Here is a 12,201-nt window from a genome sequence, read left to right on the forward strand (position 1 = left end):
GAAGGCCTCCGGTGCTGGTCAGTGGTTTCTCGACAACTCCACTGCATCGCTGGAGGCCTTCATCGTTCACAGAACCAGCTGATGATCGTCAGATCGAGTGGTCACACTTCCTCGACCAACGTCCCCGGACATCACAGCTAGCTAGCGGGTCAGGGCGATCGTGATCACGCCGGCGCCGACCAGGACGCCGGCCCAGAGCCGGTCCACGTTGAACCAGGCCCGGCGCAGGATGTTCAGCCCGACGAACTCGTAGACGGCCCAGCCACAGGCCGCCATCACGACGAACATCCCGACCGTGTGGACCCCGGCCGCGGCCAGCCCTTCGAGGGCCGCCGCCGGGGATCCGCCCGAGCCGGTTCCGGCCGGGAGCGGGTGCCCGGCGTGGCCGCCCGGCAACGCCGTGGTCGCCAGCACCGGAAGCAGCATCAGCCCGGCACCGTGCGCCGACGACATCAGGAACGACCAGCCGGTCAGCTGAGCCGCGTTCAGCCGCATCCCGGCCCAGCGGAAGTGCCGCTCGGAGAGCAGCCGCCACAGCCCGAACCCGACCAGGATCAGGCCGCCCACGATGCCGACGACGTTGGCGGCCACCACCGACCGGGTCGCCGAGACCACCGCCGCGACGATCGCGACCGAGCCGAGATGGCCGGCCGCGATCGGCGGCAGCGAGCGGAAGAACACCGTGCGGCTGCGCTCCTGCATGCCGCGCGCGACCGCGAACAGCCACCCCATCGCGGGGTTCAGCCCGTGGAACGCACCCAGCGCGAGGAGCGCGCCGTACTGGGTCCAGGTCACTGCGAGGGGAAGCAGTACGAGTCGGACGACGCGTCCCCGCCCTGCAACCGGGTCTGGTGCACCCGCCGCCCGCGGAACTCGTCGCCGTGCGGGAAGAAGCGCGGATCCAGGGTGAACGCGTCCTCCGTGACGTCCACCTTGGCCAGCCACGCGCCGACGCCGTTCGGGTAGAACTGGTCGTCCCAGGCGCCGTAGAGCGAGTTGGTCACATAGACCCGCTTGCCGTCCCGGGACACCTCGACCATCTGCGGGCCACCGGCGAGCGGCTCGTCCGGGAAGGACGGGTGCGGCGTACGCCGGACGATCCCGCCCAGGTGCACCGAGCCGGCCTCGACCGGGTGGAACGGGTCGCTGACGTCGTACCGCTTCAGTTCGCCGGTGCCCCAGCAGCTGACGTACAGATACTTGTCGTCCACGCTCAGATCGATGTCGCTGACCAGCGGCGGAACGGCCGAGAACGGCTGGAGGGCGGGCGGCAGAACGGCGGCGTCGGCCGGCTCCGCCGGGATGTCGATCACCTTGACGACCTTGAACTCGCCGCCGTCCCGGTGCCACAGCCAGATCGAGGCGGACAGATCCTCGACACTGACCACGACGCCGACGAACCCGTACGTCTTCGCCGGGTCGTGGGCGGGGCGCAGCTCGAGGGTCATCTGGTACTGGTCGCCCAGGTCGACGGTCTGCGCCAGGGTGCGCTTCGCCAGATCCCAGAAGTGGATCCGGTGGCCGTACTTGCGGCCCAGCAGCAGTTCGGGGACGAGACCGTCCTCGATCATGTTCGGCGTGCCCCACTCCGAGGTGACGAGCACGTCCTGGGTGAGGTGCCACCAGAAGTCGTACGCCAGGGTCTGGTCGCCGCGGTCGGCCTCCCACTGTCCGCGTACCTCGAAGGTGGTGTGATCGAGGACCGCGATGCCGCCGGGTCCGTCACCACCTTGACCCGCGCCCAGCGCGGAGATGTAGATGCCGTCCGGCCCGCAGTGGACGGTGTGCGGCCGGGAGTAGTCCGCCTTGCTCGCCAGTTCCTCCGGCGGGATCTCCTTGACCACCCGCGGGTTGCGCGGGTCGTCCTTGATGTCCAGCACATAGATCCGCGACGACCGCAGGCCGGGAACGATCAGATAGCGGCGCTCGACGTGCGGGTGCGGCGCGGTCGGGCAGAGCGCGCTGCTGCACGCGTTCCAGCCGAAGTGGTGCAGCTCGTCGCCGGTGTGCGGCAGGTCGGTCCAGCCGACCACGGTGCCGTAACCGGCGGATGCGGGATCGGTGTCGACGACCGCGATCGCATCCGGCCGTTCGGCCGTGCGGTCGAATGCCGCGATGTACGCCAGCTTCTCGGCCGGTGCACCCGCGGCGTCACTCGGGGAGGGATAGAAGGTGGGATCCGGGGTCCATCGCGTCATGGGCTCATCCTCGCCCTACGACAAGATCGTGACCAGAGTCACAACTGTCAACAGCTTGTCAACGCGCTTCCAAGGGCAGGCGGACCAGCACGGTCGTTCCGGCCTCCCCGCCGGTCAGCTCGATGCTGCCGGAGTGCTTCTCCACCACCGCGCGGCTCAGCGTCATGCCCAGCCCGCTGCCCGGCAGCACCCGATCGTGGCCGCGGGCGGTCCGGTAGAGGCCGGTGAACATCTGCTCCCGCTCGATGCGCGGCACGTCGCCCGCGGCGTCGGAGATCGCGAGCTCGGCGGTACGCCCGGTGCTGCGCAGCGTCACCTCGATGTGCCCGCCGTCCGGGCTGTACCGGACCGCGCTGCCGAGCAGGTTCTCCACGATCTGCCGCAGCCGCTCCCGGTCGCCGGGGAGGATCAGCTCGCCCGGCAGTTCCGCGTCGATCACCACGGGCGCCCCGTCGATCGCCGTCCGGGTCCGGTCCACCACGTCACGAACCACCGCGGCCAGGTCCATCGGGGTACGGCGTACGTCCGCGTGCCCGGCGTCCAGCGCGGACAGCTCCAGCAGCTCGTTGATGATCTCCCGGAGCTGATTGGTGTTCCGCTCGATCACCGCGATCAGCCGCGGACCGTCCCGGACCAGGGTCTCCTCGTCCGCCTCCCGCAGCAGCTCGGTGTACGCGCTGATCGAGGTGAGCGGGGTGCGCAGCTCGTGACCGATCAGCGCCAGGTACTCGTTCTTGCTCCGGGTCAGCTGGAGTTGCAGGTTCTCCACCCGGCGCCGCTCCACGAACTGCCCGAGATGCGCGGCGATCCCGGACATCAGGGCGACCAGCTCCTCCTCCGGGTCCTCCACCGCGTCCGCGAAGACGGTCAGCACGCCGATCGGCCCAGCCCCGTCGTGCACCGGGATGGCGAGCGCGGTGTGCAGCCGCTCCGTCGCGGTGTCCGGCGAGATCAGGCTCTGCGGGCGGCCCACGTCCCGGATCCAGAGCGGCTTGTCCACCTGCCAGGCGCGTCCGGCCAGCCCGTGCCCGTACGGCAGCTCCTCCGGAACCACGATCTCGGACGGCCAGCCGGGGGCGCTCCAGCGCGCGGCCGGCCGGATCGTCCCCTCGTCGACCATCCACAGCTCGGCGTGCACCCAGTCCAGCGTGGCGACCACGGCCTCGAGGACCCGCGGCCCGGCCGCCTCGATGCACGGCGCCTCGGCCAGCGCGGTGGTCACGGCCAGTTCGCAGCTGCGGAACCGCTCCGCCCGCCGCTGCCGGGTGACGTCCTGCACGGCCTGCACCGCGCCGACCACCCGGCCGTCCAGGCCGTGGATGGGCTGGGCGTCCATCAGGAAATGCCGGGTACGCCGGCTGCGCCCCTCCAGCGCCACCGGCACGTCCCGGATCCGCTCGCCCTGAAGAGCGCGGTTCAACCCGAGGTCGTCCCTGGTCAGCGGCGTCCCGGTGGCGTCGGTGAGTCCGGACGCCAGGTCGGTGTCCTCGCCCCAGAGCCGGCGCATCCGCTCGTTCATGAACACGACACGACCGGAGGCGTCACAGGCGGTCACCCCGTCGTGCAGGCTGTCCAGCACCGCGTCGAGAAACCGGTGCTGCTGCTCCAGCTCGTACCGGGCCAGTTGCTCACCGATCAGCAGGGTGGCCACCTCGGCCGCCTCGGCCACCGCGGTGATCTGCTCCGGTGCCCACTCCCGGGGGCGGTGGTCGTAGACGCAGCACACCCCCAGCACCAGGCCGAACCGGTCGTGCACCGGATAGCCGAGATAGGCGCCGCCGTCCCTGCGCAGGATGCCGTCCGGGACGCGGGCGTCGTCCTGCGCGTCGTCGATGATCACCGCCCCGCCGGTACGCACCACGAGCCCGCCCAGCGAGTCGTCCAGCGTGGTCTCGGCGACCACCTCCCAGTCGGCGGAGACGCCCCAGCCGCCGTAGAGCCGCAGCCGCGTCCCCTCGACGAACTGGACGCACGCGCTCGGCGCCTGCGCGGCCCGGGCCACGAGCGCCGCGAGCTGGTCGGCCGAGCCGCTGGTCAGCACGCCCCGGTGCAGAACCGGCCCGGCGGCGGTGGCCTCCGCGAGCGCCTCCCGGAAGATCCCGGCCCGCGGTGGCGCCGGTGTCCCGCTCGGCAGCCCGGTGCGCAACGTCTCGGTGGCAGCCGTCGGCGAGCTGGGATGCTCGTCGACGGCTGTCCCCCCGTAAGGCTCGGCCGGGCGCGCGAGCCCCGCGGCTTTCGCCGCAGGCGTCCTTCCGGATCGCCCGGCGCGGTCGCCGGGGTCATCTCGCCGCATGGCCGACCTCCACACCCCAGGGTAGTGGCGCGAATACCCTAAAAGCGGCGAAATGGCAGACCGTCGACCACGCTTGGATCAGGCTTTCGCGTACCGCAGATCCGTGATCGGACGGCCGGCCGCCTTGCCACGCTGCTCGAACTTGGTCGCCGGCCGCCGGTGCGGCGTCGCCGGCACGCGGCGCAGCCCCGGGTCCGCGTCAAGCGTCTCCGCCATCGCCACCGCGTAGTCCGGCCAGTCGGTGGCGCAGTGCAGAATCCCGGCCGGCCGCAGCCGCTCCCGCAGCAGCGCCACATTCCCCGGCTGAATCAGGCGGCGCTTGTGATGCCGGGCCTTCGGCCACGGATCCGGGAAGAACACGTGCACCGCGTCCAGCGTCCCCGGCGCGATCCGGTGCACCAGCTGCATGGCGTCACCGTGCGCCACTCGCACGTTCGTCAGCCCCAGCTCGCCAGCGAGCGCGAGCAGGTTGCCGATGCCCGGCGTGTGCACCTCGACGCCGAGAAAATCCCGGTCCGCCTCGGCCGCGGCCATCGCCGCCGTCGCATTCCCCATGCCGAAACCGATTTCCAGTACGACCGGAGCACCGCGCCCGAACAACGCGGTGAGGTCCAGCGGACTCCGATCACCATCAGTGATCGTCAGCCCGAACCGCGGCCAGAGTTCCGCGTGCGCGTCGGCGTGGCGGGCGCTCATCCGCCCCCGCCGCGGATGGAAGGTGCGGATGGGGCGGTGGGCAGCGGTCTCGGTGTCACTCATGGCGGCCCCACGATACGGCCGCCGCCGTCACGTCACGAAATCGCGGCGGGCTGAACGCTCGGCTGGGAGCCGGAGCGGAACGGGGTCCGCGTACCGTTCGCCAGCCCGACCACGGTCACCCACGAGCCTCCGGAGCCCTGGCTGGTCACCACGGCCCGGCTGGCGTCGACGTAGTCGAGCTCCCGGTCCAGGGCGCCGCCGACGGTACGCTTGGCGCCGGTCACCGTGTCGTACTCGACCAGGTGCACCGGCTTGTTGTCGGCCGCCGTCTCACCCTCCTGGTACGCGGTGAACGCCAGCTTCGCCCCGTCCGCACGCCAGCTCGGCACCACGGCGAAGCCCCGGTTGTGCAGACTGCCCCCGCCGTACGCGGCCACGGTCTTCTCCGCGCCGGTGGTCACCGTGCCGATGCTCAGGCAGGCGTCGTAGACCGACTCACAGTCCCCACCGCGGAACGCCACCCGGGTCCCGTCCGGCGACCAGGCCACCGCGTCATCGGTGCGGAGCCGGTCGTTCAGCGTCCCCGACGCGCTCCGGCCACCGGCCGTCGCCTCCGCGGGCAGGGCCGCGCCCCGGCAGTCCCGGGGGAAGAGCACCTCCGGCTTCGCGGCCGCAGCCGTCGCCGAGATCCGGTACACCCCGGGCCCGCCGCTGCAGGAGAGCGACCCGAACGCGATCCACTTCCCGTCCGGCGACCAGGACGGCCCAGCCGCGGCGCGGGTGCTGAGCCGCCGCTGACCGGTGCCGTCGGCCCGCATCGTCCACAGCTGCCCGGCCTTCAGGAAGGCGAGTTGCCGGCCGTCCGGCGACCAGCGCGGCCGGGTGTGTCCACCGCCGGTGGTCAGGCGCTTCTCAGTCGCGCCCTTGCTGACGTAGACGTCGCCCGCACGGACGTACGCCACCTGACTCGGCAGCGTGGCCGCGGCCTGGGCCGCGACCGGCTGGAGGAGCGAAGCTCCCATACCGAGCGCCGCCGCCAGCGTCACCGTTCCCGCGATCTTCTTCATGGCCGAACGCCCCCCGAGGTTCTGCCTTACGCCTTCCACTTGAAGGAATCGTCGCAACCGGCCCGCACCTAAGAAGTTCCCTCGCGGATACCCAAATAATTCCTGTCGTATCGGCCATATCGCCATCCCCGAACGGCCGACCTGCTACCCGCGCAGATACAGCGCCGCGACGGCCCCGAGCAACAGCATCCCGCCGGCGATCGTGCTCCCGGCGAGCGGTTCACCGATCAGGAGCACGGCCAGCAGCGCCGCGGTGAGCGGTTCCAGCAACGTGACGATCGCTGCCACGCTGCCCGACGTGTGCCGCAACCCGGAATAGAACATCGCGTAGGCCAGCGCCGTGGTGATCGCGCCGGCATAGATCAGCAGCGCGACCGGAGCCGGCTTTGGCGGGAAGGCGAGGCCTTCCAGCGCCGCGAGCGGCGCCAGCGCCACCGCGCCGACCAGGCACGACAGCGTGGTCATGACCAGCGGGGGTACGCCCTGCGCGGTGTGCCGGCTGACCGCGGTGCACGCGGCGTAGACGATCCCGGACGCCACCGCCGCGGCCAGGCCCAGCCCCGCGGTGGCCGCACCGGGTTCGATCGTCGCGCCGCCGATCAGAACCAGACCGGTGATCGCCGCGATGGAGGCACTCAGAGTCGCCGGGCTGGGCCGCTGCCCGGTACGCAGCGTCTCCCATGCACTAAGCAGCACCGGCGCGAGCCCGAGGCTGACCACGGTCGCGACGCTGACCCCGCCCAGCCGGACCGCGACGAAGTAGAGCGCCTGGTAGGCAGCGAGCCCGACCCCGGCGGCGGTGGTCGCCAGCGGCGCCGCCCGGAAAGCCGCCAGAATCCGCCGCCACACGGGCAGGCCGATGGCGAGCAGCACGACCGCGGCGACGGCGAGCCGATAGAACCCGATGGCGAGGGCACCCAGGCCGGTACGCCCGGCGACGACCTGGACGACGACACCGGTAGTGCCCCAAAGCACCCCGGCGGCGGACAGTTGCAGAAAACTCAGCCGGTTCCCGGCAGAGGACAGAGAGGTGGACACGCGCGCTCCGGAAGGTGAGTCGAATCAGGCCGGCGGCGGAGCGCAGCACAAGATCACCGTACGAGCGCAGCTCGATCGGTGCGGGGGCGCTCCGGTCAGGAGCGCGGCGGCGGCAGAATGCCCGGGAACAGACTCACGGGCGCAGCGTAGACGTTTCAGCCCCACCCCCCACCCGAATATCCGGGCCGGCCCACCCCCACGCCTAGAGAGCCTTCGTGGTCAGGGTCGTGTCCGGCCCAACGTGGGCGCTGTCTGGCGGCCGTTGAGACAGCATTGAGCGTGGGCCAAGCAAGATCACCCTGACTACGGAAGCCCTTTAGAAGCCGGCCAGGCAAACCGGCATGCAGCCACCAACGGCGCGCTGGTCAGGTGCGCAGGCGCCGGCCGAGCAGGACCGGCCGTCGTGTAGATACCGAATGGCGAGCTGGTTGGGTGCGTGGGCGACGGCTGGGTGGGGTCGGCCGTCGTGCAGGTACCGAATGGCGAGCTGATGGGTGCGTGGGCGACGGCTGAGTGAGTCGCCTGCGGCTGCCGCGGATGACGAGGACAGGGGCGCGCCGGGATTGTGGATTGGACAGGAAGCCGGAACGCACAACGTCCCCCGGCGTGGCAGCTCTCCGGGGGACGTTGGCGGGGAGGGTCACTGAGGGCCTGGAGGGAACCCCCGCGCCCCCGCCCCACCGGCCGGAAGGGCCGCCAGCCGGCGGAGCCAGACGGCAGGCGAGCCCCGCGGTCGAGCAGGTCGAGGCGGAGGTCCGGCTGCGCGGTGGGGCGGGTTCAGACGGAGGTCTGGCCGCGCGGTCGAGCAGGTCCAGGCGGAGGTTCGGCTGCGCGGTGGGGCGGGTTCAGACGGCAGGCGAGCCGCGCGGTCGGGCAGATTCGGGCGGAGGTCTGGCAGCGTGGCAGGAGTGGGTCAGGCGGCAGGGGTGGCGGTGGCGGCCCACATCGCGGTGAAAGCGGCCGCCTCGCCGGCGAGCCAGCTCTCGATGTCGGCGGGGCGTGCGGCCGGGTCGATGCGGTGGGTGACGCCGCGGCGCAGGTCGACGAGGGTCGGCTCGGCGTTGGGCAGGATCTGGTCCATGTGGCGGGCCATCAGGTGCAGCATCGCGGTCGCTGCCTCGGCGCTCGGCGGCTCCTCGTCGAAGTGCAGCCGGACGGCCTCCCGGCGGCCGTCCTCGTAGCGCAGGCCGAAGTGTGGGTTGATCTTCACAGCGAGTGGGCCGACCGTGGCGATGGCGTCGCGGGTCTGGGCGAGGCTGACCTGATCCGGGTCGCCGAGCGAGGTCAGGTAGGTGCGGGCTCCGGCGCTGATCGCCTCGTACAGCGGCTTCCAGCGGTCCTTGACCAGATCGGTCACGCCGGTGAGATAGCTGCCGCCGGTGCGGAACGCGATGTCCGCCTTCAGCGCCTTCACGAGCTGGCCGTGCGGGTTGAACCCGCTCCGCCGCTCCCGCTGGCGGCGCAGCCCGCCGACGAACGTGGCCTTGGCGGGGCCGGTACGGGACACGTACCGAGTGAAGCCGAGCATCGTCGCATACGGCGGGATCACGGGCACGGGGGTGGTCGAGATCGTGGACATGGTGGACGTGGTCACGTCGGTCTCCTCACTCGCGCTGCGCGCACTCCAGACGCCTGAAGATCCGCAGCTCAGGGCCCCTCTTTCGTACATACATACTAATCGACGGGTACGACATTCCCAACTGGACGACGCCTCCGCCCGCCCGATGCCGGAGACTGTCGAGATGGCCTTGATCCGCTGCGACTTCGACTCCGAGGCGCTGGAGATGAGCACCTCCATGACGGTGCTGCTACCCGGCGGCGACCGTGACGACAGACCGCCGCCGCTGCTCTACCTGCTGCACGGCCTCACCGACGACCACACCGCGTGGACCCGGTTCAGCTCGGTGGAGCGCTATGCCGAGGAGCGGGGCCTGGCCGTGGTCATGCCCCAGGTGCATCGCAGCTTCTACGCCAACGAATCGTCCGGGATGCGGTTCTGGGACTTCCTCTCGGCGGAGCTGCCCGAGGTGGTCAGCCGGTTCTTCCGGGTGTCCACCCGGCGCGAGGACACCTTCGTGGCCGGGCTGTCGATGGGTGGCTACGGCGCGATCAAGTGGGCGCTGCGGGAGCCGGAGCGGTTCGCCGCCGCCGCGACGCTGTCCGGAGCGCTCGATCTCGCGTACATCCAGGAACATGACCTGCGCCCGCACATGCGTGCCCTGGTCGCCCGGGTCTTCGCCGACCGGCACGTCGCCGGCGGCGACGAGGATCTGATGCATCTGGTCCGCGTCGCGGACCGCGCGGCGCTGCCGCGGCTGATGCTGCGCTGCGGCAGCGAGGATCACCTGGTGGCGCAGAACCGGCGCTTCGTGCAGGCCTGCGCGCGGGCCGGGGTCGAGCTGGACGCGGGCTTCGGGCCGGGCGGGCACACCTGGGAGTACTGGGACCAGCAGCTCCCGGCCGTTCTCGACTGGCTGCCGATCAAGCGCTGAGAAAAGCCGGCCGCGTACGACGCGGCCGGCTGTCCTCAAGAATCGACGACTACTCGTCCCGGCTCTGCTCGGCGAGGAAGCGTTCCAGCTCCGCCCCGAGCTCCTCGGCGGTCGGCAGCGCGGCGTCCGAGTCCGCCAGCAGGTTGCCCTGCCGGCCGCGGAGGAACGCGTCGTACTGCGCTTCGAGGGAGGTGACCAGCCGGCCGGCCTGCTCGTCGTCGGCGATCTGCTTGTCGACCTCCTCGCGGACCAGCGCGGCGGCCTCGCGCAGCCCGCCGGTCGGCAGGGCCAGGCCGGTGCTGGCGGAGACCGAGTCGAGCAGCAGTTCGGCGGCGGCCGGGTAGCCGGTCTGGGCGAGGTAGTGCGGAACATGGGCCGCGTACCCGAGGGCGTCGTGGCCGGACTGCCCGAGGCGGAGCTCGAGGAGGTTGCCGACGCTGGCCGGCACCTGCACTCGCTGTAGCCAGGACTCGTGGTCGCCGAGCAGGCGCTTGTCGGTGGCGTGTGCGGTGACGCCGACCGGCCGGGTGTGCGGCACGGCCATCGGGATGGCGTTGAGGCCGACGGTGACCCGTACGCCGAGCTGCTCGATCAGCGCGGTCACCGCGGCGATGAACCGCTCCCACTGCAGGTCCGGCTCCGGGCCGGCGAGCAGCAGGAACTGGTTGCCGAGCTGGTCGCGAACTAGGTGCAGGGCGAGCCGCGGGTCCTCGTAACTCTCGAAGTGATCGGCCACGAAGATCATCGGAGGGCGACGGGACCGGTAGTCCAGGAGCTGATCGAGGTCGAAGGTGGCGATGACCTCACTATCCAGGTGCTCCAGCAGGTGTTCCCTGGCGAGCTGGATCGCGCTGCCCGCGTCGACGAAACCGGTGAGCGCCTGAATGAGCACCGGGCCGTCCAGGACCGGCAGGTCACCGGCCACCTCGTAGAGCCCGTGTGGATCGAGCACGCTGCGGACCTCCTTGAGAACGAGCGGGTTTTAATGCCAACAGTCAAACAGCGACGTTCATTCCATCACCCGCGATGATCACGTACGTGCGCCCACCCGTCACAATGAGGTGCAGATCGACGTCTTCGGCCCCCCTTCGGAGTGATCTGTGACTCAAGACATCGCCACCCCCACCGAGACCACCGCCCCTCCCGGGAACCTCTGGTCCCGGATGAAGGCAGACCCGCAGTACGCCCCCGAACACCTGGCCCTGGAAGCGGTCCGACGACTCGGCCCGGAGGCCCGCCGCTGGGCCGAGCAGAAGCGCGCAGAGCGGCCCGACCTGGGCCCCGACGAGCTGGCCGCCCTCGCGGCCCGGCACTTCACCACGCTGGCCAGGGTCTCCGGTGCGGTCTCCGGTGCCGCCGGGCTGCCCGGTGCGGTGCTCGACGTCGGCGTCCTGGCCTGGACCCAGGCCCGGATGGTGCTGCACATCGCCGCGGCGTTCGGCGCCGATCCGACCGCGCAGGAGCGGGCTACCGAGTTGCTCGTGCTGCAGCGCGTGCACAAGTTCGGCGAGACCGCGCGCATCGCGCTCGGAGTCGCGGCCGGGCGGGAACGGGCGAGCCGGCTCTTCACCGGCGCCTCCGGGCGGCCGCTCACCCGGGTGATGATGACCATGGGTGTGCGGCTCGCGCAGATGGCCGGGATCCGCGCGGCGCGCAAGGTGTTCGCCAAGATGATCCCGGGCGCCGGCATGATCCTCGGCACCTGGGTCAACTCGGCGGCCACCAAGGATCTGGCCCGGCGCGCCGCGATCCACTACCGGAACGACTAAGCATCGCGGGCGGCGGCCCGATCTCCCTGACGTGCTGGGATATCGCAAGAGGTCGGCCGTCGCCCTGTCCGCCATCGTGGTGCCGCTCCTGCTCGCGGGCTGCGGCTCCGCGGCGAAGCCGGTCGAGGAGGAAGCGACCGGCGGAGCGGAGTGGATGCTCGTGGAGGAGGGCAGGGCCACTCCGTCACCCACGGTCAAGCCCGGCAAGCCCTGGCCGACCCCGTCCGAGACGCTGCCCACACTCCCGGCCGCGAGCAACCCGCCGGCCGCCACGCCGAGCTCGACCTGCACGCCCCGGCCGCGGGTCGGTGACGGCATCAACGCTCTGGGCGTCGTGCCGGGCAGCACCAGCGCCCAGGTGACCTGGTATCACCCGGGTGGCGGCAACATCGTCGACTACCGGGTGACTGCGATCAGCCAGGATCTCCAGGTCGGCACGCAGCGCGAGGTCGGCTGGACCAAGGCCGTGCCGGTGAAGTGCGGGGACATGACCACCACGGTCACCGGGCTGGAGCCGGGTACGCCGTACGTCTTCTCGCTCGACGTCGTGATGACCCAGACCGGACTGGAGGGCGTCACCACGAGCACCGTGGCGCGTTCGCAGGTGGTGAGCACCACCTGAGCCGCCGGTCGGGGAGTCTCTAA

Annotated in this window: 11 protein-coding genes; 3 read left to right on the plus strand and 8 right to left on the minus strand. The window is 71.4% G+C overall.

The genetic code is table 11. The annotated features are described in order from the left end of the window. Positions 1–141 precede the first annotated feature (141 nt). The 7 genes from I4J89_RS46450 to I4J89_RS46480 all read right to left on the minus strand — a co-directional run bounded on the left by I4J89_RS46450 (position 142) and on the right by I4J89_RS46480 (position 8,874). The gene (locus I4J89_RS46450) at positions 142–795 is read right to left on the minus strand and encodes a hypothetical protein (RefSeq protein WP_196420648.1); all 654 of its coding nucleotides are present in this window, start codon (positions 793–795) and stop codon (positions 142–144) included. Beyond that, positions 792–2,198, minus strand: a complete 1,407-nt coding sequence (locus I4J89_RS46455; protein WP_196420649.1) for a selenium-binding protein SBP56-related protein — start codon at positions 2,196–2,198, stop codon at positions 792–794. The genes I4J89_RS46450 and I4J89_RS46455 overlap by 4 nt, the downstream gene beginning before the upstream one ends. Before the next feature lie 58 nt (positions 2,199–2,256). Then, on the minus strand, positions 2,257–4,491 hold the full coding sequence (locus tag I4J89_RS46460) for a sensor histidine kinase (RefSeq protein WP_230860750.1): 2,235 nt from the start codon (positions 4,489–4,491) through the stop codon (positions 2,257–2,259). A 78-nt stretch (positions 4,492–4,569) separates the two neighbouring features. Then, complete coding sequence (gene trmB, locus I4J89_RS46465; RefSeq protein ID WP_196420650.1) at positions 4,570–5,250, minus strand: tRNA (guanosine(46)-N7)-methyltransferase TrmB; 681 nt, start codon at positions 5,248–5,250, stop codon at positions 4,570–4,572. A 32-nt stretch (positions 5,251–5,282) separates the two neighbouring features. Further along, positions 5,283–6,257 (minus strand): TolB family protein, encoded by a 975-nt coding sequence (locus tag I4J89_RS46470; RefSeq protein WP_196420651.1) that lies wholly within the window; start codon positions 6,255–6,257, stop codon positions 5,283–5,285. A 144-nt stretch (positions 6,258–6,401) separates the two neighbouring features. Then, positions 6,402–7,295 (minus strand): DMT family transporter, encoded by an 894-nt coding sequence (locus I4J89_RS46475; protein ID WP_196420652.1) that lies wholly within the window; start codon positions 7,293–7,295, stop codon positions 6,402–6,404. Between the two features lie 913 nt (positions 7,296–8,208). Next, entirely contained in the window at positions 8,209–8,874 is a 666-nt protein-coding gene (locus tag I4J89_RS46480) for a hypothetical protein (protein WP_196420682.1), read from the minus strand. Between the two features lie 163 nt (positions 8,875–9,037). On the opposite strand from I4J89_RS46480, the gene I4J89_RS46485 reads away from it, so the two are divergent. Further along, on the plus strand, positions 9,038–9,787 hold the full coding sequence (locus I4J89_RS46485; protein WP_196420653.1) for an alpha/beta hydrolase: 750 nt from the start codon (positions 9,038–9,040) through the stop codon (positions 9,785–9,787). Between the two features lie 49 nt (positions 9,788–9,836). Here the strand turns inward: I4J89_RS46485 and I4J89_RS46490 are convergent, their stop codons facing one another. Then, positions 9,837–10,739 carry a proteasome assembly chaperone family protein gene (locus I4J89_RS46490; protein ID WP_196420654.1) on the minus strand — a complete coding sequence of 301 codons (903 nt, stop codon included), beginning with the start codon at positions 10,737–10,739 and terminating at the stop codon, positions 9,837–9,839. A 148-nt stretch (positions 10,740–10,887) separates the two neighbouring features. On the opposite strand from I4J89_RS46490, the gene I4J89_RS46495 reads away from it, so the two are divergent. Beyond that, positions 10,888–11,556: an EcsC family protein gene (locus tag I4J89_RS46495; RefSeq protein WP_309238783.1), complete on the plus strand. Its 669-nt coding sequence runs from the start codon at positions 10,888–10,890 to the stop codon at positions 11,554–11,556. Positions 11,557–11,587: 31 nt separating this feature from the next. Next, complete coding sequence (locus I4J89_RS46500; RefSeq protein ID WP_196420655.1) at positions 11,588–12,178, plus strand: fibronectin type III domain-containing protein; 591 nt, start codon at positions 11,588–11,590, stop codon at positions 12,176–12,178. The last annotated feature ends 23 nt before the right edge of the window (positions 12,179–12,201 follow it).

The organism is Actinoplanes aureus (assembly GCF_015704865.1).
GTDB classification, from domain to species: Bacteria; Actinomycetota; Actinomycetes; order Mycobacteriales; family Micromonosporaceae; genus Actinoplanes; species Actinoplanes aureus.